27 protein-coding genes are annotated in these 21,360 nt (G+C 45.4%); 20 read left to right on the forward strand and 7 right to left on the reverse strand.

Translation table 11 applies throughout. From position 1 onward, the window contains the following. From CEG13_RS18985 to CEG13_RS18145, 7 genes are all read left to right on the forward strand, one after another. A partial coding sequence (locus CEG13_RS18985; protein ID WP_204758500.1) for a hypothetical protein occupies positions 1-183 on the forward strand: 183 nt, incomplete at its 5' end. A 29-nt stretch (positions 184-212) separates the two neighbouring features. Beyond that, on the forward strand, positions 213-1,085 hold the full coding sequence (locus CEG13_RS18120; RefSeq protein WP_100013305.1) for a ComEC/Rec2 family competence protein: 873 nt from the start codon (positions 213-215) through the stop codon (positions 1,083-1,085). A gap of 104 nt (positions 1,086-1,189) precedes the next feature. Continuing rightward, on the forward strand, positions 1,190-2,035 hold the full coding sequence (locus tag CEG13_RS18125; RefSeq protein ID WP_100013306.1) for an SPFH domain-containing protein: 846 nt from the start codon (positions 1,190-1,192) through the stop codon (positions 2,033-2,035). Positions 2,036-2,047: 12 nt separating this feature from the next. Next, positions 2,048-2,221 carry a type II toxin-antitoxin system antitoxin gene (locus CEG13_RS18130; RefSeq protein ID WP_100013307.1) on the forward strand — a complete coding sequence of 58 codons (174 nt, stop codon included), beginning with the start codon at positions 2,048-2,050 and terminating at the stop codon, positions 2,219-2,221. Between the two features lie 308 nt (positions 2,222-2,529). Beyond that, positions 2,530-2,907 carry a GntR family transcriptional regulator gene (locus CEG13_RS18135; RefSeq protein WP_100013308.1) on the forward strand — a complete coding sequence of 126 codons (378 nt, stop codon included), beginning with the start codon at positions 2,530-2,532 and terminating at the stop codon, positions 2,905-2,907. Beyond that, positions 2,897-3,754 carry an ABC transporter ATP-binding protein gene (locus tag CEG13_RS18140; RefSeq protein WP_100013309.1) on the forward strand — a complete coding sequence of 286 codons (858 nt, stop codon included), beginning with the start codon at positions 2,897-2,899 and terminating at the stop codon, positions 3,752-3,754. The genes CEG13_RS18135 and CEG13_RS18140 overlap by 11 nt, the downstream gene beginning before the upstream one ends. A 3-nt stretch (positions 3,755-3,757) precedes the next feature. After that, complete coding sequence (locus tag CEG13_RS18145; protein ID WP_100013310.1) at positions 3,758-4,459, forward strand: hypothetical protein; 702 nt, start codon at positions 3,758-3,760, stop codon at positions 4,457-4,459. A gap of 33 nt (positions 4,460-4,492) precedes the next feature. Here CEG13_RS18145 and CEG13_RS18150 read toward each other — a convergent pair whose 3' ends face one another. After that, positions 4,493-4,909: a helix-turn-helix domain-containing protein gene (locus tag CEG13_RS18150; RefSeq protein WP_158234724.1), complete on the reverse strand. Its 417-nt coding sequence runs from the start codon at positions 4,907-4,909 to the stop codon at positions 4,493-4,495. Between the two features lie 149 nt (positions 4,910-5,058). Here CEG13_RS18150 and CEG13_RS18155 point away from each other — a divergent pair, with 149 nt between their 5' ends. Then, a complete protein-coding gene (locus CEG13_RS18155; RefSeq protein ID WP_100013312.1) occupies positions 5,059-5,367 on the forward strand; it encodes a hypothetical protein in 309 nt (102 codons plus the stop codon). 184 nt (positions 5,368-5,551) lie between these two features. Here CEG13_RS18155 and CEG13_RS18160 read toward each other — a convergent pair whose 3' ends face one another. The 3 genes from CEG13_RS18160 to CEG13_RS18170 all read right to left on the reverse strand — a co-directional run bounded on the left by CEG13_RS18160 (position 5,552) and on the right by CEG13_RS18170 (position 7,427). Further along, positions 5,552-5,683, reverse strand: coding sequence for a YfhE family protein (locus CEG13_RS18160; RefSeq protein ID WP_100013313.1), 132 nt, complete (start codon positions 5,681-5,683; stop codon positions 5,552-5,554). 61 nt (positions 5,684-5,744) lie between these two features. After that, on the reverse strand, positions 5,745-6,290 hold the full coding sequence (locus CEG13_RS18165) for a GNAT family N-acetyltransferase (protein WP_100013314.1): 546 nt from the start codon (positions 6,288-6,290) through the stop codon (positions 5,745-5,747). 252 nt (positions 6,291-6,542) lie between these two features. Next, positions 6,543-7,427, reverse strand: a complete 885-nt coding sequence (locus tag CEG13_RS18170) for a TIGR01777 family oxidoreductase (protein ID WP_100013315.1) — start codon at positions 7,425-7,427, stop codon at positions 6,543-6,545. A gap of 116 nt (positions 7,428-7,543) precedes the next feature. On the opposite strand from CEG13_RS18170, the gene recX reads away from it, so the two are divergent. Together recX and CEG13_RS18180 are read left to right on the forward strand one after the other, a co-directional pair. Further along, positions 7,544-8,353 carry a recombination regulator RecX gene (gene recX / locus CEG13_RS18175; RefSeq protein WP_100013316.1) on the forward strand — a complete coding sequence of 270 codons (810 nt, stop codon included), beginning with the start codon at positions 7,544-7,546 and terminating at the stop codon, positions 8,351-8,353. Between the two features lie 58 nt (positions 8,354-8,411). After that, positions 8,412-8,762: a YfhH family protein gene (locus CEG13_RS18180; RefSeq protein WP_100013317.1), complete on the forward strand. Its 351-nt coding sequence runs from the start codon at positions 8,412-8,414 to the stop codon at positions 8,760-8,762. A gap of 418 nt (positions 8,763-9,180) precedes the next feature. Here the strand turns inward: CEG13_RS18180 and CEG13_RS18185 are convergent, their stop codons facing one another. Further along, positions 9,181-10,167 (reverse strand): metal-dependent hydrolase, encoded by a 987-nt coding sequence (locus tag CEG13_RS18185; protein WP_100013318.1) that lies wholly within the window; start codon positions 10,165-10,167, stop codon positions 9,181-9,183. Positions 10,168-10,237: 70 nt separating this feature from the next. Here CEG13_RS18185 and mutY point away from each other — a divergent pair, with 70 nt between their 5' ends. The 4 genes from mutY (at position 10,238) to CEG13_RS18205 (ending at position 14,121) form a co-directional block, all read left to right on the forward strand. After that, positions 10,238-11,308, forward strand: coding sequence for an A/G-specific adenine glycosylase (gene mutY / locus CEG13_RS18190; protein WP_100013319.1), 1,071 nt, complete (start codon positions 10,238-10,240; stop codon positions 11,306-11,308). Between the two features lie 118 nt (positions 11,309-11,426). Further along, on the forward strand, positions 11,427-11,600 hold the full coding sequence (locus tag CEG13_RS18195; protein ID WP_100013320.1) for a gamma-type small acid-soluble spore protein: 174 nt from the start codon (positions 11,427-11,429) through the stop codon (positions 11,598-11,600). Between the two features lie 148 nt (positions 11,601-11,748). Beyond that, positions 11,749-12,276, forward strand: a complete 528-nt coding sequence (gene ntdP, locus CEG13_RS18200; RefSeq protein ID WP_100013330.1) for a nucleoside tri-diphosphate phosphatase — start codon at positions 11,749-11,751, stop codon at positions 12,274-12,276. Between the two features lie 81 nt (positions 12,277-12,357). Then, a complete protein-coding gene (locus CEG13_RS18205) occupies positions 12,358-14,121 on the forward strand; it encodes an ABC transporter ATP-binding protein (protein ID WP_100013321.1) in 1,764 nt (587 codons plus the stop codon). 322 nt (positions 14,122-14,443) lie between these two features. Here CEG13_RS18205 and CEG13_RS18210 read toward each other — a convergent pair whose 3' ends face one another. Then, complete coding sequence (locus CEG13_RS18210) at positions 14,444-15,739, reverse strand: glutamate-1-semialdehyde 2,1-aminomutase (RefSeq protein WP_100013322.1); 1,296 nt, start codon at positions 15,737-15,739, stop codon at positions 14,444-14,446. A gap of 456 nt (positions 15,740-16,195) precedes the next feature. On the opposite strand from CEG13_RS18210, the gene CEG13_RS18215 reads away from it, so the two are divergent. The 6 genes from CEG13_RS18215 to perR all read left to right on the forward strand — a co-directional run bounded on the left by CEG13_RS18215 (position 16,196) and on the right by perR (position 20,144). Continuing rightward, entirely contained in the window at positions 16,196-16,633 is a 438-nt protein-coding gene (locus tag CEG13_RS18215; RefSeq protein ID WP_100013323.1) for a potassium channel family protein, read from the forward strand. Between the two features lie 54 nt (positions 16,634-16,687). Next, positions 16,688-17,155: a thioredoxin-dependent thiol peroxidase gene (gene bcp / locus CEG13_RS18220; protein WP_100013324.1), complete on the forward strand. Its 468-nt coding sequence runs from the start codon at positions 16,688-16,690 to the stop codon at positions 17,153-17,155. Positions 17,156-17,314: 159 nt separating this feature from the next. Continuing rightward, positions 17,315-18,001 (forward strand): sugar transferase, encoded by a 687-nt coding sequence (locus tag CEG13_RS18225; RefSeq protein ID WP_158234725.1) that lies wholly within the window; start codon positions 17,315-17,317, stop codon positions 17,999-18,001. A gap of 32 nt (positions 18,002-18,033) precedes the next feature. Then, on the forward strand, positions 18,034-18,981 hold the full coding sequence (locus tag CEG13_RS18230) for a D-2-hydroxyacid dehydrogenase (RefSeq protein WP_100013326.1): 948 nt from the start codon (positions 18,034-18,036) through the stop codon (positions 18,979-18,981). Further along, complete coding sequence (locus CEG13_RS18235) at positions 18,981-19,541, forward strand: cob(I)yrinic acid a,c-diamide adenosyltransferase (protein ID WP_100013327.1); 561 nt, start codon at positions 18,981-18,983, stop codon at positions 19,539-19,541. The genes CEG13_RS18230 and CEG13_RS18235 overlap by 1 nt, the downstream gene beginning before the upstream one ends. Positions 19,542-19,700: 159 nt before the next feature. Then, positions 19,701-20,144, forward strand: a complete 444-nt coding sequence (perR, locus tag CEG13_RS18240; protein ID WP_100013328.1) for a peroxide-responsive transcriptional repressor PerR — start codon at positions 19,701-19,703, stop codon at positions 20,142-20,144. A gap of 125 nt (positions 20,145-20,269) precedes the next feature. On the opposite strand, the gene CEG13_RS18245 is transcribed toward perR, so the two are convergent. Continuing rightward, a complete protein-coding gene (locus CEG13_RS18245) occupies positions 20,270-20,665 on the reverse strand; it encodes a YgzB family protein (RefSeq protein ID WP_100013329.1) in 396 nt (131 codons plus the stop codon). Positions 20,666-21,360 lie beyond the last annotated feature (695 nt).

Here is a 21,360-nt window from a genome sequence, read left to right on the forward strand (position 1 = left end):
AAACTTCCGCCCGAGAGAGAAAACTTCCGCCCGAGAGAGAAAACTTCCGCCCGAGAGAGAAAACTTCCGCCCGAGAGAGAAAACTTCCGCCCGAGAGAGAAAACTTCCCCCCAAACTCAACCACTCACACCCAAAGGAAATTTTCCCGTCAATAAATATTACACAAAAACCGAGTCAAACTAAGGACATTACCCAAGAAAAGGATGTTTCCCATGCGCTGCACCATTTTCCTTCGTACGGCAATAATAACAATAGTGATGCTGGTGATCACCCCGTTGCCGGCACAGAGTTTGACAGGCGAGTTGATGCAGGTGCATTTTATCGATGTGGGGCAAGGGGACAGCATTCTGATCGAAACCCCGGCAGATAAGACAATTCTGATTGATGGCGGACCGCCGGATGCAGGAAAGACGGTCGTGAACTACTTGGAAAGCCTGGATATCGAGACAATTGATTTGCTGATTGCGACACATCCAGATGTTGATCATATTGGCGGCCTCCCCCGGGTAATGAAATCATTTAATGTCCGGCAGGTGATCGACTCCGGTAAGTTGCACACTACCTATACCTACACAAAATACATCAACGAAATCTGGAACCGGGAAATCCCTGTGGAAATTGCCAACGAGAATGAAACAATAAAAATTGATCCACTGTTGGAAATGAAGATTTTAAACAGCTATGACAAAAGGAAAAACAACAACCAATCTTCCATTGTATTGAAAATCACCTATGGAGAAATTGATTTTTTGCTGATGGGCGATGTGGAAATGGAGCAGGAACATGAATTAATGGGTGAACATAATGTACAGGCAGAGATCTTAAAAATTGCTCATCACGGTTCAAATACGAGTACGTCACGTAAGTTTTTGCAGAAAGTCAATCCTCAAATCGCTATGCTCACCTACAGTGTGGAAAATGATTACGGGCACCCGGTTAATCGGGTCATCGAGAATCTTCATAAACAAGGGAGCTCGATTTACTCAACAGCTGCTTTTGGAAATGTCGTGCTGACTACCGACGGCAAGAACTATATGGTCATCCCTGAGCGAACACCATTCGGCAACTTGGAAAAAGCAGGCTAATCCTGGAGGGTGTACCGCCCACATTATAATTTACAATTCTTAGAAAAAGTGATATCATTTTAATATGAAATTAAAATCACATACCTGGGGAAGGTGAATGATTGATGCAGGAAAGAAGAGCTTGGATGATCAATGGATATTTTGGGATTTTGCTAATCGCAGCGCTTCTGGCTGGAGTTGTTTTCAGTTTTATTGAGCAGCAATTTGTCATCGGCGGGATCTGTCTTGTGCTGGCTGTGACGCTTGGCAGCGGTATTACAATGGTGCAGCCGAATCAGTCGGTCGTCGTAATTTTTCTCGGGAAATACATGGGCACCATCCGCCGCGAGGGGATTGTGGTGACCGTGCCTTTTTCCGTGAGACGGACAATTTCGCTTCGTGTGCGGAATTTCAACAGCAAAAAGTTGAAGGTAAATGATATAAACGGCAACCCGATTGAAATCGCTGCGGTGATCGTGTTTAAAGTGACAGATGCTGCTAAAGCGGTTTTTGACGTGGATCGGTATGAACAGTTTGTGGAGATTCAAAGTGAAACATCCATCCGGGGTGTTGCGACAAAATATCCGTATGATACCTTTGAAAATGTGGAATTAACATTAAGAGGGAATGCAGAAGAAGTATCTCACCACCTTGCAGAAGATCTGCAGGAGCGACTGACAGTGGCAGGCGTGGAGGTGATTGAGACACGGCTGACACATCTTGCTTATTCCACAGAAATTGCCCAGGCGATGCTCCAGCGTCAGCAGGCGAGCGCGATCATTGCTGCGAGAAGGCTGATTGTGGAGGGCGCTGTCGGCATGGTGGAAGATGCAATCAACCAACTAGAAAAAGACGGGGTCGTCGATCTGGATGATGAGCGCCGCGTGGCTATGACGAATAACCTGCTTGTATCAATTGTGTCTGACAATGGAACCCAGCCAGTGGTGAACACCGGATCACTATACCAATAAAAGAGGGTTTTTATGGCGAAGAAAAAAAATTTCCCATTAAGAATTGACCCAAAGCTGTATGATGCGCTGCAGGCCTGGGCTGAAGATGAATTCCGCAGCGTCAACAGCCATTTGGAGTTCTTGTTAAGGGAATCCGCAAAGAAAGCCGGACGCCTGCCGAAAAAAGAGGATAAGGAAAAAGAGTAAGGCCTTGCATTTTAGTGACGCAGGGTTTTTTTATTTCGGGAAAAACGGGATTCGGGAGTTGCATGCTCGGATTCGGGAAAAGTGTGGTTTGATTCGGGAATTACACGCTTGATTCAGTAAAAATGCGGGTGGATTCGGTGAAAATGTGCTCTAATTCGGGAATTCGTGCATGGAATCGGGAGAAACGTGAAACCCATGTACGATGAACTCTTAGGATCAAAGTTTTTTGAAAAAAGTATTGACAAATAGGTTATTTGGTTATATGGTTAGTTACATAAGTAATTAACCAATGAACGAAGGAGTACAATATGAAGAATTCTTTAGATGAAAACAAGCCAATATTCCTTCAAATCAAGGAGCAGCTGGAGGATTCGATTATGAATGACAGCATTCAGGCGGGCGAGCGGGTGCCTTCTACCAATGAATTCGCGGCCTTTTATAAGATAAATCCGGCTACAGCCGCCAAAGGAATCAATGAATTGGTTAATGAGGCAATTCTGGTGAAACGAAGGGGTGTTGGAATGTTCGTGACAGAAGATGCAAAAGAGATTTTGATCGAAAAACGAAGGAAAACGTTTTATGAGAATTACATGCTTCCATTGAAAAATGAGGCAAGGAAACTGCGGATCGGTGAAAAGGAATTACTGGAAATGGTGGAGAGGGAGGAGCCTGTCGATGAAAATTGAAGTAAAGCAGCTGTCCAAGGGATACCGGGGGAAAACAGCATTAAACAATGTTTCATTTACACTGGAGGAACCAAAGATTTATGGTCTGCTCGGAAGGAATGGGGCGGGTAAGACGACCTTTATGGATATTCTGTCAGGCAACATTACGGCCACATCCGGAGAAATTCTAATTGATGGAGAAAATCCGTTTGATAACCAGCGATTAACAGAATCGATTTGCCTAATAAAGGAAGGAAACAACTTTCCAAAGGATTTAAAGGTCAAGAATGTGCTGAAGATTTTCTCTTATTTTTATCCAACATGGGACCAGCAGCTGGCCGATGAGCTGATAGAGGAGTATAACCTTGTACCTAATGCGAAGGTGAAGCAACTGTCCAAAGGGATGGAATCCGCGCTTGGAGTTATCGTGGGAATGGCGAGCAAAGCGCCGGTCACCATATTTGATGAGCCTTATATCGGCCTGGATGCTGCTGCAAGGAAAAAATTCTATGAACTTCTGCTGGAAGAGTATGAAGCAGAGAAACGGACGATTATTTTTTCCACCCACTTGATTGATGAAGTAAGCCTGTTGTTTGAGGAAGTGCTGATATTGCAGGAAGGGTCACTGGTACTCAAGGAAGAGGCGGACCGGCTGCGGGATCACTGCTATGCTGTCTCAGGAACCATTGAAAAAGTCGAGGCATTTATTTCCGGAAAAACAGTAATTAAGAAAAAGCAGCTGGCAGGTATGATGACAGCTTATTTGTATGGCGGATGGACGGAAGCACGGGAAATTGGACTTCAGGTCGAAGGTGTGCCCATCCAGGATTTGATGATTTATCTTACAGAGAGAAAGAAGGAGGCGTAGAGAATGGGAAGACAAATTCAGGGCATGCTATACTTTTGCTTTACGGATGCGCGCTATTCATTGATGATATTCTGGACGATATTATTGGCAATTTTATTGGTGTCGCTCCCATTTGCTTATTATGCGTCCACACTTGAGGAAGGGTTCTTTGGTTTCACCCTGACAGCGCCTATCTATGTTTGGTGCTCAATTATGGGGTATCTGGCCGTGAAGGAATCCATTCCATTTTCCATTAAAATGGGGGCTACGCGCAAAAACATATTTGTCAGTTTAGGACTATTCTTTGCCAGTCTATCCCTTGGGTTGGCGATTGTAGTGAACGTGCTTCATGAACTGGTGCTCACCTTTATGAATGCAATCGGAGTGGATATCTTCTTTTTCATCCATCCTGTTTACTTTTTGGAAGATACGTGGATGAATAGGGTAATTATGGATACAGCAATGATGTTCTTCTTATTTGCAGTTATGTTCCTTATTGGTCTGGTTTTCTATAAATTTGGGCTGGCAGGCGGCGGAAGTCTGCTTGGGATGCTGCTTTTAGTTCTGCTGACGGGAGTTGCACAAGGATGGCTTGTTGATGCCGCTACCCAGTTATTCCGTGATTTCAGTATGGTATTTTTTTACCAGCTGCTGGGGATAGGGCTTGTGCTCTACTGCATATCTTTTCTGTTTCTGCGCAGGATTACAATTGTCAAGGTTAAATAAGAAAAGGGCTGGATTAGTGTCCAGCCCTTTTCTTCATAGTTTTTCATAGTGATCGATCATGCCAGCGAACATGCTATGTAGGTTTAATTGCTTTTTGACCGACATTCTGCTCAGCCGGTAGATTTGTTCTTTGAAATGAGGGTGTTTCATTAAGTATTCAACCAGGCTGACAACTTCCTCTTCAAAATCCATGGAATCGGAACTGTAAATCCGCTTAAATTCCTTCAGCAGATCCTCCTGATATACCGCTTTTCCGACTAGCTGGTCAAGGGTTATCTGGAAAACTTCGCTTAATTTGATTAAAGCCTCCGTGTCCGGAATCAAATGGTTATTTTCCCACTTTGTGATTACTGAACGGGACATCTGCAGCCTATCTGCAAGCTCCTGCTGTGTCCAGTTATACTGTTCCCGAAAAAACTTGATATTTTGTGCAATTTGTTCTAGGCTCATTATTATCACACTCTGACGTACTGGATTAGGATGCATACATCCCGTGTGGCAATCCTATCATGATTGATGATTGAACAAGCCCAAACCATTGTTCTTATTTTTAACATATAGTAAAATGTTCCTAAATAGAACATAAGAGGTGGGTAAATATGCTGGTGAGCTGCTTAATTCTAAAGCATTCTACGATTACTAGTTTCACTAAGATGCAAATGGTCCAAGCGATTTTTTTTAGTGCCGATGTAGAAATTAATGAAACAGATGATCATACCGTTGTCACCTATATATGGAATGCTGGCAGGGATGAGATCTGGCAGGCGGTTGCCGATTTTCAAACGACAAACATGAGGATTGGCTATGGTTTTGGTGAGCGAAAAATAGATGCCAAGAGGGAAGCATTGAAAAAGCTGGAACAGTGGATGGAGATGGAAGACGGGGATGATTTTTTGTCCACAGATTAAAGCGCTGTTCAAACAGCATGGGTAGTGGGTTAAAAGTATTTATTAACAATATCCACAGAAGAGATGGGAGTTGCTCACAGATCCTTGTGAATAAACACTGCTTTTATTAAGGGGTTTCTTTTGCTTATTAACAGGCCTGTGGAAAGTTGTGGATAAAACTGCAGTCAAAAAAAGAAACCGAAGACTAGCTCCGGTATCCTTTTTGCGACAGCTTGTTATACTCGCGGTCGGCATGTTTAAATTCTTTCTGATACAATACTGCCTGCGTTTTGGACAAATGTTTCAATTGACTGGACTGCTCATGTTTTGCCTTCATTAGGCATCCCTCACTTTTACCGGTAGGTTGCCCGATTTGGTGTTGAAATATACGAAGTGGCTCAAGAGACCTCCTCTTCGTCAACTGCCGGGACGGCCTGGTGTGCTGTATATAAAGATCTGGTTATAACAAACAGATCATAAACATCCTCATCCTGATTAATTTTCTTATAAATATCGGGATGTGTTTCATTCGCCAGCCCAGCATAGGGGAGTTTTAATGCTGCCTTAAGAGACCGAATGTTGCTTCTTCTTACTTTCATAAAAATGCCTTCTAGTCCCAGACGTAAGAACAGCTCATCAAAAAATTGCTCTTTGGCCTGCTTGTTGTAGCCTCTGCCGAAGTAGGGCTCGCCGATCCACGTGGCCAAAAATCCGTGGTTTTCCTGAATGTCGAATAAGTTGATTGTGCCAATCGGCTGATAATACTCATCAAGAATTGTGCGGGAGATTAGTTCGCCTCTTTCTTCCGCTTCGATTGTCTGCTTTGTCACAAAATAAAATTCATCACTTGTTTCAGCCCGCTGCCTGACAAAGGGAAAAACACTTGGATGGGACAGCAAATCAAATAGCACTGGCACTTCATGCAGCTCACGCATTTTCAACATAAAAAATACCCTCCTGAACGGCAGGCGGGGATCGTGAATGACACATGGAGGTCCAGTGAGACATAAGCCCACCCGCGAATTTTAAGTTAGCGTTCAACAAAAAATCCGGGGTGGGAATCGAACCCACTAGAACCAGTTTGCACTGGTGGCGCACCATTTGCCTTCCCTATGTAAGTTTGCGGGAGAGTACCCGCACTTGGTAAACTTATTTTACTCGAATCTGCCGAAAAAGGGAATTCTTTTTTCGTATTCCTAATGTAAATTTTTCAATGCCTGTTCCGCCCGTGGATAGGCAAACTGATACCCATGGCTTTGAGCTTTTTTTGGCAGCACGTATTGGCCTTTGACAACCAGTTGGCTCATTTCGCCAAGCATCAGCTCCAACATAGACGAAGGGACGGGGAGCCAATAAGGACGTTTTTCTGCCTTGGCAACCATTTTTGTGAAATCTTTATTTCGTTTTGGGTGGGGAGCAGTGACATTGACTGGACCACTGATTTCCCGGGTGAATAGACAAAACTGAATCAGATTGACAACATCATCAATGTGCACCCAGGAAAGCCACTGTTCCCCATTGCCGATTTTGCCGCCGACGAACAGCTTCACAGGCAAGCGCATCAGCGGATAAGCACCTTCTTCTCCAAGAATGACGCCAAAACGAGTATACACGGTTCGTATCCCCAGGTTTTCTGCAACACTTGCAGTTTCCTCCCATTTTGCTGACACCTCTGCAAGAAAGCCGCTGCCGGGATCTGAGGTCGATTCCGTGAAAATCATGTCCTCTGAAATGCCATAAAAGCCGACTGCTGAGCCGCTGATAAACACTTCAGGCTTGGACCTGAGTTGTTTCATTATTTCAATGATCTGGCGTGTGGTCTCTATCCTGCTCGTAAGGATGGCTTCTTTTTTCCGTTTTGTCCAATACCCAAACAGCGATTCACCAGCAAGATTTATGCAGGCCTGCATGGCGGGCAGCTGGCCGATTGGATCATCGTAACCGATATAGCTTACTCTTTCTGTATCTGTGTGCGATGCTTTTGATCTGGTGAGGATATACACATGGTGGTCTTTTTCTGTCAGGGATTTGGTCAGATGCTTTCCGACAAATCCGGTTCCTCCGGTGATCAGGATATTCAAGGGATATCCTCCTTCGCTTGGTATTATTTAATCTCTATTATATGCAACATCAGCGATTCTTACGGTAGTGTCCGGCTAATTTTTTCATGTATAATAAGGGAAAGGGGTGAAAAACTTTGAAAAAAATTACCCGGATCACTACCCAAAAGAAAAATAAGAATCGGTATAACATCTTCCTGGACTCAGGTAGCGGAGAAAAGTTCGGCTTCAGTGCAGACGAAGCAATTCTCATCGAATTTCAGCTTCGCAAAGGACTCGAACTGGATGAAGCACAGCTCGATTCACTCATCCAAAAAGACACCATACATAAAATATATACCCAAGCCATTCACTTTCTAAGCTACAGAATGCGAACAAAAAAAGAAATTCATGATTATTTGCTGAAAAAAGAGGCCGATCCCGAACAAATTCCACAGATCATGGAAAAACTCGAAAAAGAAAATCTGATTGATGACAGGCAATTTGTCGACATGTTTGTCCGGACAAGAATGAGCACCTCGAATAAAGGGCCACTGCTGATCAAAAAAGAATTAATAGAAAAAGGCGTGGCAGCTCAAACGGCTGGGGAAGCTGTGGAGCAATATCCATATGACGTGCAGTATGAAAAGATAGGGAAGTGGATCGAGAAGAAATTGAACGCCAGCAGAAAGCATTCCTTCCGCAAACAAGTTCAGCAGCTGCAGGCAACCCTTTTGCAAAAAGGGTTTACCCAGGATGTGATCCAGGAGGCTTTTGCCGATATTGACGAGCAGAAGGACGAGAACACGGAAATGGAGGCTTTAATGCATCATGGGGACAAACTGTGGCGCAAGCATGAGGCCAAACTGGAAGGGCGGGAACTCAAGCAAAAAGTGAAGGAAGGTTTATACCGCAAAGGATTTTCTATTGAGGCAATTAATCGCTTTTTGGATGATAAAACAGACTGACCTGTTTCCCTAAACATGAACAACTGGTAAAATAAGATGGGGTAAGGAGAGGAACATAATGAATTTCAGATATAGTGATTATTCCATAGAAGAGCTGCGCAGCGAGATCGGCCGGCTGAAAGAAAAGGCGCAGAAAGCAGAGCAGCTTGGCAACGTGTCCGAAGTTGCCGTGAATGAACGCAAAATGCAGGTGGCGCTGGCTTATACGATGAACCCGGGGGATTTTTCCAAAGATACGATTTACCAGCTGAAAATGGAGCCTGGATTAAAATTCAAAGTCGATTATATCAATGGCGTGTTTGCCTGGGGGCACCGGGTTAATCTGCTGGATGAGATGTATGAGAAGCAAGAAGCGATTCCGATATCTTTGTTAGGGGATGAAATTTCCTCGGCGGATAAGAAGGTTTAAAATGTGGGCTTTGAACTGCCGCTGCGGAAATACCCTTCGCTTTCCGCGGGCGCTGGTGAGCCTCCTCGTGCTGCCGCACTGCGGGGTCTCACCTATGCTTATCATCCCGCAGGAGTCTTCGGGTATTTCCTCCGCTGGTAATGTGCTTTAAAACCAAACAACAGCTCCCCACTTTGTTGATGGTTGATTGGAGCGGAGGACAGCCGACTCCTGCGGAAAAGAACGAGTCTGAAGACCCCGCAGGAAGTGCACTTCTTCCGAGGAGGCTGAAGCCGTTCCCGCGGAAAGCGGCTGTCCGGAGCGGAAATCAACGGGCACTCTGTCGCATGTTTATCAATTAGGATAAAGCAACAAAACTTACGCAAAAAGCCATAAAAATAACAGCAGGGGCTGCACGCTCCTGCTGTTTCAGTTCACCTTATACCGGGTTGTCATTAATATACAACTTACTCTGCAGCTTGTGTTCGGAAAAAATCCAGCCGGTGAAGGAACTCATGATTCGCATATTGTCGTCAATCTGCACAACTGCCACGAAGGTGTAGAAGCCGTTCGAGCGGTAGCGCAGATCGGTTAGACGGACTTCGGTAAAGTCATCAAAATCATTGATTTCCCAGCGGTACACCGGAGAAAAGTTTAAAAACGCTGCAATGTTTTTATCTGTTTTTGCTTTTTCAATAACCGGTAAATCCGGCAGTGGCTCGCGGACAAATTCATCAACAATTTCAATATGTCTGTTTTCCACGGTGCCGACATAATATTTGTCTTCTGTTGCAATTGCAACACGCCAATAATTCTGCTTGATGGTTGGCGATGTGGCAATCAATTCGGTTTCAGGGAAGTAGTCCTCTATTTTTTTAACAATTTCCCGTTTATCCATATAGCGCTTGATATAATACAGGATAATCACCGTGTACATTGCTACCCAGGTGATAATCGGATTGGCGCCGAGGGCCCAGGCACCAATTCCCGCGATGTGCAGAAAGAAAATATACGGGTCAAAGGTGCTGATAAACCCGTGTGCCACCCAATCTCTGCTAAAGGGCCGATAAGCCTGGGTTCCATAGGCATTAAATATATCAACGAATACATGAATGATCACGGCCAAAAACGTCCATAGCCATAAGTGAAGGAAATCAACTTGCGGGACAATCGCATGAATGATCCCTGCAATGAGGAGTCCCCAGAGAATAATTGCCGGGATGGAATGAGATGCCCCCCGGTGATGCCTTATATACGTCGCATTGTTTTTTAACTTGAAAACTGTATCGAAATCCGGCGCATGAGAACCTATCACAGTTCCGGCCAGTACAGCGCTGAACAATGTCGGGTCATTATGCACAGCGGGATCCAGTGTAGCTAATCCGCCGAGTGCAACCCCCATGACGATATGGGTACCCGTATCCATAGTTGTAAGGTCCTCCTTAGATTGTTCTATCACAGTATATTCATTATTGTACCATAAAGGATGTGCGCATATGACAGACCACACGTTACATTATTTTAACATATCTGCCTTTCAAAATCATTTGCTGGACTGGTATTACGAAAACAAACGAGAGCTGCCCTGGCGCGAAAACCAGGATCCCTACCGCGTATGGGTCTCGGAAATTATGCTCCAGCAAACAAAAGTGGATACCGTCATCCCATATTTTCACCGGTTTATGGAGAAATTCCCTACTCCCACTGCTTTAGCGGAAGCCGATTCTCAGGATGTCCTGAAAACATGGGAAGGCCTAGGGTACTATTCCCGTGCGAAAAACCTGCAAAACGCCGTCAGGGAGGTTGTTTCCCATTACGGTGGAGAAGTACCATCCAACCCAAAAGAGCTGGGATCACTAAAAGGGGTTGGTCCTTATACAAAAGGAGCGATTTTGTCGATTGCCTATAACCAGCCAGAGCCGGCAGTGGACGGAAATGTCATGCGGGTCTTTTCCCGTGTGCTGAAAATTGAGGAGGACATCTCCAAAGCCCGGACAAAAAAATTGTTTGAATCCCAAGTCCGTGAATTTATCAGTGAAGAAGATCCGGGCGGCTTTAATCAGGCGATCATGGATCTCGGGGCAACCATTTGCACACCGACATCACCGGCTTGTCTCTTTTGTCCTGTTCAGGAGCATTGCATCGCTTTCGCCGAAGGACTGGAGGAGGCGTTGCCGGTGAAAAAGAAAGCCAAAAAACAAAAACCGGTTGCTTATCTCGTGCTTTTGATTAAAGATGAGCAGGATCGCTACGTTATTGAAAAACGCCCGGATGAAGGGTTGCTGGCAAATCTCTGGCAGTTTCTGATGGTTCCAATTGAGGAAGTCGGCTGGGATCATGCGGCCAACTGGGTGCACGATGAGTACGGGCTTGATATTAAAATCAGCAAGCGAAAAGGCGAGCTCAAGCATGTATTTTCCCATTTGATTTGGGAAATGGAAATTTATGAAGCGAGAATCTCGGGATTGGACGAATTGGACGGGCGTTTGCGTGCAGTAAGCAAGGAGGAAGCTGCTCAGTTTCCCTTCCCGGTGTCCCATCAGAAAATGTTTACCTATATGGAGTAGTATCCTTGTTTTATGAAAACACCTTGTTTCTATTAGTTATTGGTATTTATTTCCAAACAAAAATTTAAGGCATAACAGCCTGCAAACTGCGCAAATTAGTAGTGCGGAGGTGATACTGATGGCTAAAAACCCTAATCAGAAAGCTGCTAAAACAAACGCTCAACATGTAAAACAGCAAAATCAGCAGGCAGCTCAAGGACAAGGTCAGTTTGGTACTGAATTTGCTGCTGAGAAGACAAATGCTCAAGAAGTTAGAAAGCAAAATCAAAAATCTCAGCAAAACAAAAAGTAACACCTACCCCTACTACCATTAAAAAGAGCTTCCCGCCACGGGAGGCTCTTTTTGTTCTCAAGCTCAGCCCGGTCGTTCTGCTTTATATTTTAAGATACTGCCCTTATAATAGGATTTAGCAGAAAAAATGGACGGGAAGGAAGATAAGATGGTTGCCCCACGGCCAGGTTCGCATATGCAAATTCAAAGTTATAAACATAATGGCCGGCTGCACAGGGTCTGGGAGAACAGTCTGGTGCTGAAGGGTACGGACACCATGGTTATCGGCGCGAATGACAGAACGCTTGTCACGGAAAGCGACGGGAGGACCTGGATAACGAGGGAACCTGCCATCTGTTATTTTCATGCGAAACACTGGTTCAACGTAATCGGAATGCTGCGGGCGGACGGGATTTATTATTATTGCAATATCAGCTCGCCGTTTGTGTTTGAAGAAAATGCGCTGAAATATATTGATTATGATCTGGATGTAAAGGTTTTTCCGGATATGACTTGTAACATACTGGATGAGGATGAGTATGAGGAGCACAAAACACAAATGAATTATCCAGCCGTGCTTGATCGGATCCTGCACAATAATCTGGATGTTTTGTTAAGATGGATAAGACAGCAAAGAGGACCTTTTTCCCCGGAATTTGTAGACCAATGGTATGAACGGTATCTGACATATCGGTAACCCTGAACCTTGTTACAGCAGGTAGCAAGGCTTTTCTATACGTGGGAGGGGAATAAAACTTTAAATTAAGGAAGTATCACTATGGGTTATGTAAAACAATTTATGCAATATGTGAAGCCATATAAATGGAAAATTGTCTGGACCATTCTGATTGGTATTCTGAAATTCGGCATCCCGCTTTTGATGCCGCTGATTTTGCGGTATGTCATTGACAATATTATTGGCGCGGAGAATTTAAGTAATTCGGACAAGATCACGGAACTTCTTTGGCTGATGGGCGGGGCATTTGTTATTTTTCTTATATTGCGGCCGCCAATCGAGTACATTCGCCAGTACCTGGCACAATGGGTCGGCAACAATATCCTTTATGATTTGCGGGACAGACTGTTCGATCATATTCAAAAACTCAGCCTGAATTTCTATTCCAAGACAAAAACCGGCGAAATTATTTCCCGGGTAATACATGATGTCGAACAATCGAAGAACTTTGTCATTACCGGACTGATGAATGTTTGGCTGGATCTGGCGACAATTTTAATTGCTATTATTATCATGCTTACCATGGACGTTGGTTTGACACTTGTGTCGATCATTTTATTCCCGTTCTTCGGTTTTGCGATCAAGTACTTCTATGGCAGGCTGCGCAGGCTGACACGGGACCGTTCGCAAGCCTTGGCGGAAGTGCAGGGTCACTTGCATGAACGGGTACAGGGGCTTCCGGTAACACGTAGTTTTGCGCTCGAGGACTATGAACAGGAACAATTTGATACACGTAATGAAAACTTCCTGAACAAAGCGCTGTCCCACACGGATTGGAACGCCAAAACTTTTGCCGTAACCAACACAATTACCGACCTGGCACCATTGCTTGTTATCACCTATGCGGGGTATCAGGTTATTAACGGGAATTTAACTCTGGGTACGATGGTGGCATTTGTCGGCTATATGGAGCGGGTGTACAGCCCATTAAGGAGACTGATTAACTCCTCTACCGTGCTAGTGCAGTCGATTGCTTCGATTGACCGTGTGTTTGAATTTTTCAATGAAAAATACGACATCACGGATAAAAAGGACGCCAAGGAACTGGGCCGCATTGATGGCGCAGTGGAACTGGACCGTGTATCTTTTCAATATGATGAAGAAGAGAATCAGGTGTTGAAAAATGTCAGTCTTGATGTGAAAAGCGGGGAAACCATCGCCTTTGTCGGAATGAGCGGCGGAGGGAAGTCTACGCTGATCAGTCTGATTCCCCGTTTTTATGATGTGACAGATGGCTCGATCAAAGTGGATGGAATGGATATCCGGGATGTGAAGGCTCGTTCGTTAAGGGACAATATTGGCATGGTGCTGCAGGATAATATTTTATTCAGCGAATCGATTGAGGTCAATATTCGCATGGGTAATCCGGATGCGACGGATGAAGAGGTAATTGCCGCAGCGAAAGCAGCTAATGCCCATCAATTTATCGAGGAACTGCCGAAAGGGTACCGCACGATGGTTGGTGAGCGCGGCGTGAAATTATCCGGCGGGCAGAAGCAGCGGGTGGCGATTGCCCGTGTTTTCCTGAAAAACCCGCCAATCCTGATTTTTGATGAGGCTACCTCTGCACTGGATCTGGAAAGTGAGCACACGATCCAGGAAGCACTGGAAAAACTCGCTTCCGACCGCACGACCTTTATTGTTGCCCACCGTTTGGCGACCATTACGCATGCTGACAGGATTGTGGTTATTGAGAATGGTGAGATTCAGGAGAGCGGGTCACATGACGAGTTAATGCGGAAAAAGGGCAGCTATTATGACTTGTATCAGGTGCAGAATTTGGATAATGAGCCGGAGTTGGTGTGATTATCCCAAAAAGATTCTGTAACTGTGACAAAGTGCTCGTTGATTTTCGCTGCGGGCATCCGCTTTCCGCGGGCACGGCTTCAGCCTCCTCGGAAGAAAACCACTTCCTGCTCAGGTCTAGACTCGTGCTTTTCCCGCAGGAGTCGGATGCCCTCCGCTCCAATCAACACCCAAAAGTGTACGTGTTGTTTGATATAAACAAAGCAAAACACCAGCGCCCGGGTACCTCTCATTTTCATCAAAAACTTATCAAAAAACCACAAACAAAAACTCCGCCTGCGTGAGGGCGGAGTTTTCTGTATGTCGGGCGTTGCAGTCTGATCTATTCTTTTGCCATCTGCGCAAAGGCCCGGCCGGCGGCTTCGATTGTCTGGTCGATGTCTTCTTGCGTATGTTCAGTCGTCAGGAACCATGCTTCATATTTTGATGGAGCAAGGTTAACGCCCTCGTTCAGCATGTAGTGGAAAAAGCGGGCAAAGGCTTCTCCGTCGCTGGCTTCGGCTCCGGCATAATTGGTTATCGTATCTTCCCCGAAGAAAACAGTTAAAGCTCCGCCCAGCCGATTGATCGTTACCGGGATGCCGTGTTTTTTCGCTTTCGCGGCAATGCCTGCTTGCAGGCGCTGGCCGAACTGTGCCAGTCTTTCATAGACACCTTCCTGCTGGAGAACCTCAAGGCAGGCGATTCCTGATGCCATGGACAGTGGGTTGCCTGCCATCGTTCCAGCCTGATAGGCAGGACCGAGTGGAGCTACTTGTTCCATAATATCCATTCTGCCGCCATATGCACCAATTGGAAGCCCGCCACCGATTATTTTTCCCATTGCTGTCATATCCGGCTCAATCCAGTATAGCTGCTGGGCACTTCCATAGGTGAAACGGAATGCGGTAATGACTTCATCATAAATGACCAGTGCACCAGCCTCATGGGCCAGATCATTTACCTTTTGCAAAAATCCTCTTTCCGGTTCCACAATTCCGAAATTGCCAACGACAGGCTCTACCAGTACTGCGGCGACCTCGTCTCTCCAATGGTCCAGTGCTTCTTGAAGTGCATCAACGTCATTAAACGGAACGGTCAACACATCCTTCGCCACCGATTCTGGAATCCCTGCTGAGTCCGGAGTGCCCAGTGTCGCAGGGCCTGAACCTGCCTCCACCAATACCGCGTCAAAATGACCGTGATAACTCCCTGAAAATTTAATTACTTTATTGCGGCCAGTATATGCGCGCGCCACACGGACAGTCGTCATCACCGCTTCCGTGCCGGAGTTGACAAACCGCACTTTTTCCAGTGAAGGGATAGCTTCCTTCAGCATTTTGGCAAACTGATTTTCCAGACGGGTTGGTGTCCCGTAAAGAACTCCACTTTCTGACGTCTTGGCAATCGCCTTTGTAATATGCGGATGGGCATGGCCAGTAATGATCGGCCCATAGGCAGCCAGGTAATCAATATATTTGTTTCCATCCACATCCCAGAAATAGGCGCCTTCTCCCCGTTCCATATATACCGGAGAACCGCCGCCCACGCCCTTGAAAGCGCGGGACGGGGAATTCACCCCGCCGACGATATGATCCAGTGCTTCTTTATGCAAACTTTCTGATGTAGAAAAATTCATCACTAAATCCTCCCCTTTATCGCTAAACCTTTTCTGTCTTGTTTCTATCCTACAGCAATCTGAAAATAATTGACAAGCCAGGTGGGGGAAGAGCATATATATTGAACGAGGCTTTACACATAGAAGAGGATGTTCAAAAAGTCCGGTAACAATGACGCATCACAGGGGAACTTCTGCTAAGTTCGCCCACGTCCTGTGGGCAACGCAGAAATCACCACACACGCGAGAAGCTCGTTGGCTTGCTTTTCCGCTACTCACGTATTTAAAGGCATACGCTCCGTTCCTTGGAAAAGAAAACCACTTTTCCTGCGTGCTAAATCGTCTGCTCAAAGCTACGCCGTCTCGAACTTTCGCCGCACAGGACGTGCAAGTGTCGGCTTTGCGACAGGACGTCGCGACTTTAGCCGACCGGTCCTTGTAATCCTCCTTTTTGAACACATATTAGAAGGTGATCCTATGCAAATTTTCCCCTTAGTTTGTCTCGTGGCTGTTTGTGTTGTTCTTTGGAAGAGCCTGTCTCTGTTTGTCAGAGGCAAGAGCTTCCGGATTCGATGGGAAATGCGGGAAAGCAGGTTTTCCACCGAGCTTTTTTATACCCTGATTGTTATTTACTGTCTGGTGATTATTGGATTTGGCCTGATTTATTTCATCCTTTCGTTTCAAGGGGTGATTCTTGTGGAAGGCGGGGAGTTGCGTGATGTCAGTGTCCTTGGTTCGATCATTCATTCCATGTATTTCAGCGGGGCGACTCTGCTGACGATTGGCTATGGTGACATCACACCTGTGGGAATTGGACGTTTGTTTGCTGTGATGCAGGCGCTGATCGGTTATATTCTGCCAACAGCTTTTGTGATGCGGCTTGTTCAGATCAGAGGGCGGGGCCGGGATGGATGAATCTTGATTTTTCCTGTGCTATAGTGAAGATAGTATAATAATGGAGGGAATTTCATGGCTATAGAAACAGGAGAACAAGTAAAAGATTTCACTTTGCCAAACCAGAATGGGGAGGAAGTCAGCTTATCTGATTTTCGCGGCAAACATGTTGTTTTATATTTTTATCCGAAAGATATGACCCCAGGTTGTACCAATGAAGCCTGTGATTTCCGTGATCAGCATGAGAGTTTTGGCGAATTGGATGCGGTGGTTATCGGCATCAGTCCTGACCCGGCTGCCAGTCACCAGAAGTTCATTGACAAGCATGAGCTCCCGTTCCAGCTCTTGGCAGATGAAGATCATCACGTAGCGGAAGATTTCGATGTCTGGAAGCTGAAAAAGAACTTCGGCAGGGAATATCACGGCATCGAGCGTTCTACCTTTATTCTTGATAAAGAAGGCAAGCTGCAGAAAGAATTCCGCAAAGTGAAGGTAGAGGGTCATGTAGAGGAAGCACTGCAGTTCATCCGGGAAAATTTATAATATCTTTCACGTGAAAACAGTCTCCTGATGACCGGGAGGCTGTTTTTTATTCGACAAAATTCGGGAAGTGACAGGCACCGGCTGTTTTTTGTAATAGAAACGCGCTCTTAATCATAGATTGTACTACTATATTCTATGAGAAAAGAGGAGACCCCGGTGATGGAGCTTCAGGAGAATGTTTCCCGTGATGGGCAAGGTGGAACGAGTTTTTCCGGCAAACGAAAATCTTACTTTATTACAAAACGGCTGGCGGACATTGCAGCGAGCAGCATACTTCTCCTCGTACTTATGCCATTGATCTTCTTCCTTTGGTATTACCTTCGCAAAAAAGAAGGATCGCCCGTTTTCTTTCGCCAGCAACGGATTGGCAGAAACCAGGCTCCTTTTATATTGTGGCGCTTTCGCACGATGACGGTTCCATCCCGGGTTATTCGTTCGCTCCCGCCGCACCCGGATTACGAGCCAGCAGAGGGAGGATTTTCCTATCAGAAAGATCCGACGGTCACGTTTACAATTACTGGCGAAAAACTTTACAAACACGATCTGCATAAGCTCCCCGAATTATGGCATGTGCTGAAAGGGGACATGAGCTTAATCGGACCAAATCCGGCCCATCCGGAAATGGCTGTTCATTATACGAGGGCACAGCAGCGGCGCTTTGCCGTAAAGCCGGGGATGATTTCCTGTGTGTGTCTGCAGGGGGGGCTTGCGCACCATAAGAAGATAAAACACGAACTCTATTATATCCGTCACTGCTGTCACAGGCTTGATCGTAAAATTTTGCTGCAGTCAATGAAGCGATTCGGTCTTTCCATTTTCCAATCCGCCCGAAAACGTTTACTATAATAAGTAGAAACGTAAACAAGGGGAGATGCGATATGATTTTATTTACTGCAAAAATATCTGCCAAACATCATGAAACACTGCGGGCAAACCACTCGGATCAGGAATTCATCTTTGCCGAAAACAGGGACGAGGTGAAGGAGCATTTGCCACAGGCAGAAATTGTGGTGACGTTCGGGGAAGATCTGCAAGGCGCAGACATAGAAGAAGCCAAACAATTAAAATGGATTATGGTTGTCTCGGCAGGACTTGACCAAATGCCGTTTGAAGAAATTGAGAAAAAAGGGATCCTCGTGACCAATGTTCGCGGAATTCACCGGGTGCCAATGGCCGAGTATGCCATTTCCATGCTGCTGCAGGTCTGCCGCCAGGCAAAAGTACTTATTCAAAACGAAAAACAGCATGACTGGAACCCACGGGTGAAGATGCAGGAGATCACAGGAAAAACAATGCTGATTGCCGGTCCTGGAGCGATCGGCCAGGAGGTTGCCCGACTAGCCAAAGCTTTCCGGATAAAAACGGTAGGTGTTTCCAAAAGTGGTCGGGTAGTTGAATATTTTGATGAAAATCATACCACGGATGATCTGGAAAACGTGCTGCCGGAAGCCGATATGGTGGTTTCGGTATTGCCGAGCACGGAAGAGACCCGCGGGCTATTTACCGAAAAACATTTCAACCTGCTGCCAGACAATGCTATTTTCCTGAATATGGGGCGTGGCGATGTCGTGAAGAGTGAGGTGTTGCTCGAGGCAATTCGGCAGGGGGAGATTGCTCATGCGGTGCTTGATGTTTTTGAAGAGGAACCTTTGCCTGCAGATCACCCTTTTTGGCAGGAAGAAAATATTACAATCACTCCGCATATCTCGGGGCAATCTGCCCATTATATTCCCCGGGCGCTGGAAATCTTTGAACATAATCTAAAGGTGTATCAGACAGACCAGGGAGACCATATCAATCTGATTGATGTAAGGAGGGGTTATTAATGGCACGGATTTACACACGTTCCGGTGACAAGGGGCAAACGTCGCTGATTTACGGCAGCAGAGTGGCAAAAAATGATCACCGTGTCGAAGCATACGGTACTTGTGATGAGGCCAATTCAATGATCGGCCTGGCTCTAAGTTTTCTTGAGGGCGCATCATGGGACGGAAAGAATGCGTTTATTGAAAAACTGCATCGCGTGCAAACGATTCTTTTCCATGTAGGGGCAGAACTGGCCACACCAGCTGACAAAGAGGTGATATGGAAACTGAAACAGGAACATATTGATGAACTGGAAGAACAGATCAATGCCTGGGAGGATGACCTGGAGCCATTGAAGAACTTCATTTTGCCATCCGGCCATGGCACAGCCAGCGCGCTGCATGCTGCCAGAACAGTAACGAGAAGAGCAGAGCGAGCAGCTGTTGGACTGGGAGAGGGGCAAGTAAACCCGCTCGTGATCTCCTACATTAACCGGCTGTCCGATTTTCTGTTTGTCGCCGCACGCTATGCCAACCATCACCTCGGGGGAGAAGAGCGGCATTTGAAGGCGGATATTTAATGGGGGAAGGATGTCCTTACTGGGCGTCCTTTTCGGTTATATTTTCTCTTTCCCCATAATATACTTAGATTGACAGGCTCTGGCTCAAGCAGTAAACTAATTATAAAGATTATAATATAAGAATAGAATTTATCATAAGTGAAAGCGAGGTGGTTGACGGTGTCTGAAACAAGACTGAGCCAGGCAATTCACACATTAAAAGAATCAGGCGTCCGAATCACACCACAGCGTCATGCAGTCCTTGAATATCTTGTTAATTCCATGACCCACCCTACAGCCGATGAAATTTACAAGGCTTTAGAAGGGAAATTCCCCAACATGAGTGTCGCCACGGTTTATAATAACCTGCGTGTACTAAGGGAGATCGGCCTGGTGCGGGAACTGCCCTACGGCGATTCATCCAGCCGTTTTGACTGCAATACAACCGAACATTATCATATTATCTGCAACTCCTGCGGCAAAATAGTCGATTTCCATTATCCGACCCTGGATGAAGTGGAATCATTAGCCGAACAAGTAACAGGTTTTGATATCAGCCATCATCGCATGGAGATTTACGGTAGATGCGAAAACTGTCAGGACGTGCCGGCTGCAAAACATTAATACTTCTGCTGATATCCCGGATTGCGGTCTTCCGCCCCGGGGTGTTTTTGTATAGAAGGTTCTGTCCAAAGGGATGGATCCCACCGACTGGTCTGAACGAAAAAATCCGCCTCCATAGGCGGATTTTATTTCTCTATATTGTTTGCGTCTGCTGCTTCTTTCCGATATTTACGGGAATTATACTTTTCATCAAATTCCTTACCTTCCAGGTCCTTATCCATGGTGAGCGGCTGCTTGCAGTGCATGCAGGCATCGACACGCCCGAGCATCTTCGTCGGTTTCTCACATGACGGGCAGATAATCGGCATCGCCTTGGTGGACAAACTGCCGATCCACACATATACCACACAGCTGAAGAGAATGGACAAAACACCAAGGATAAAGAAAATACCCATTAACCAGGGGATATTTCTTGTTAAAAGACCGCCATACATCAGAATGAAGCCGGCGAAAATCAATATCAGCGCAAACGAACGGATTTTATTTATTTTACTGGAATACCTCAATTGCTGTTGTGCCAAGGTTGTCCTCCTTCCATGCTACACAGGTAGTATAGCATATTTTTACATATAGTTGACAGGAGAATATGGATGTCACTTTAATGTAACAGATGTGGTTGGGGAAACAGTATATATAGAAGGAACCATTTTTAGCTGTAGTGCATAGAGTAAAATGCGGATTTTCTTTTAGGCGAAAAAACATACCTGGTCCTATGCAGGGTATAATACTTAAGTATGTCCGAAACCACAGGATATTTGAGCAGCATTCCGCTGTGTAAAAAAGGATGAAAAAAAGCTGTTGACTTTGCTGGGTAACCATGATAAAGTTAAATCCGTCGCAAAAAAGGAATCACAAATAGCGACAAAAAAATTAAAAATATATCTTGACTCCAACTTACCCTATGTGGTATATTTAAAGGGTCGCTGATTTGAGAGGAACAACAAAAAGTTTTGTACCTAATCGAAAAAAATCACATTTGGTATTGACTTGAATCGGCTAACATGATATGATTAAAAAGTTGCTGCAAAAAAGCAACCAGCAAGATTTGCTCTTTGAAAACTGAACAAAACAACCAGTATGAACGAAACAAGAGGAATCCATCGGAAGCTTTTAGCAAACGATGGTTCCCCTGAAACAATTTTTGAAGCTAAGACCATCATCGGATGGAAAGGTGTCTATTCGATGCAAACTTTTATGGAGAGTTTGATCTTGGCTC

It is taken from the genome of Lentibacillus sediminis, from assembly GCF_002763455.1.
In the GTDB taxonomy this organism is placed as follows: domain Bacteria; phylum Bacillota; class Bacilli; order Bacillales; family Amphibacillaceae; genus Lentibacillus_D; species Lentibacillus_D sediminis_A.

Excerpts from the sequence above, each read along its gene's own strand:
- bcp (WP_100013324.1), top strand. The coding sequence starts at position 16,688 with ATGGCTATAGAAACAGGAGAACAAGTAAAAGATTTCACTTTGCCAAAC.
- CEG13_RS18145 (WP_100013310.1), top strand. The coding sequence starts at position 3,758 with ATGGGAAGACAAATTCAGGGCATGCTATACTTTTGCTTTACGGATGCG.
- CEG13_RS18135 (WP_100013308.1), top strand. The coding sequence starts at position 2,530 with ATGAAGAATTCTTTAGATGAAAACAAGCCAATATTCCTTCAAATCAAG.
- CEG13_RS18185 (WP_100013318.1), bottom strand. The coding sequence starts at position 10,167 with ATGGATACGGGTACCCATATCGTCATGGGGGTTGCACTCGGCGGATTA.
- CEG13_RS18155 (WP_100013312.1), top strand. The coding sequence starts at position 5,059 with ATGCTGGTGAGCTGCTTAATTCTAAAGCATTCTACGATTACTAGTTTC.
- CEG13_RS18150 (WP_158234724.1), bottom strand. The coding sequence starts at position 4,909 with ATGAGCCTAGAACAAATTGCACAAAATATCAAGTTTTTTCGGGAACAG.
- CEG13_RS18125 (WP_100013306.1), top strand. The coding sequence starts at position 1,190 with ATGCAGGAAAGAAGAGCTTGGATGATCAATGGATATTTTGGGATTTTG.
- CEG13_RS18165 (WP_100013314.1), bottom strand. The coding sequence starts at position 6,290 with ATGTTGAAAATGCGTGAGCTGCATGAAGTGCCAGTGCTATTTGATTTG.
- CEG13_RS18225 (WP_158234725.1), top strand. The coding sequence starts at position 17,315 with ATGGAGCTTCAGGAGAATGTTTCCCGTGATGGGCAAGGTGGAACGAGT.
- CEG13_RS18120 (WP_100013305.1), top strand. The coding sequence starts at position 213 with ATGCGCTGCACCATTTTCCTTCGTACGGCAATAATAACAATAGTGATG.
- CEG13_RS18215 (WP_100013323.1), top strand. The coding sequence starts at position 16,196 with ATGCAAATTTTCCCCTTAGTTTGTCTCGTGGCTGTTTGTGTTGTTCTT.
- CEG13_RS18160 (WP_100013313.1), bottom strand. The coding sequence starts at position 5,683 with ATGAAGGCAAAACATGAGCAGTCCAGTCAATTGAAACATTTGTCCAAA.
- CEG13_RS18130 (WP_100013307.1), top strand. The coding sequence starts at position 2,048 with ATGGCGAAGAAAAAAAATTTCCCATTAAGAATTGACCCAAAGCTGTAT.
- CEG13_RS18195 (WP_100013320.1), top strand. The coding sequence starts at position 11,427 with ATGGCTAAAAACCCTAATCAGAAAGCTGCTAAAACAAACGCTCAACAT.
- CEG13_RS18230 (WP_100013326.1), top strand. The coding sequence starts at position 18,034 with ATGATTTTATTTACTGCAAAAATATCTGCCAAACATCATGAAACACTG.
- CEG13_RS18235 (WP_100013327.1), top strand. The coding sequence starts at position 18,981 with ATGGCACGGATTTACACACGTTCCGGTGACAAGGGGCAAACGTCGCTG.
- CEG13_RS18210 (WP_100013322.1), bottom strand. The coding sequence starts at position 15,739 with ATGAATTTTTCTACATCAGAAAGTTTGCATAAAGAAGCACTGGATCAT.
- ntdP (WP_100013330.1), top strand. The coding sequence starts at position 11,749 with ATGGTTGCCCCACGGCCAGGTTCGCATATGCAAATTCAAAGTTATAAA.
- CEG13_RS18205 (WP_100013321.1), top strand. The coding sequence starts at position 12,358 with ATGGGTTATGTAAAACAATTTATGCAATATGTGAAGCCATATAAATGG.
- mutY (WP_100013319.1), top strand. The coding sequence starts at position 10,238 with ATGACAGACCACACGTTACATTATTTTAACATATCTGCCTTTCAAAAT.
- CEG13_RS18140 (WP_100013309.1), top strand. The coding sequence starts at position 2,897 with ATGAAAATTGAAGTAAAGCAGCTGTCCAAGGGATACCGGGGGAAAACA.
- CEG13_RS18180 (WP_100013317.1), top strand. The coding sequence starts at position 8,412 with ATGAATTTCAGATATAGTGATTATTCCATAGAAGAGCTGCGCAGCGAG.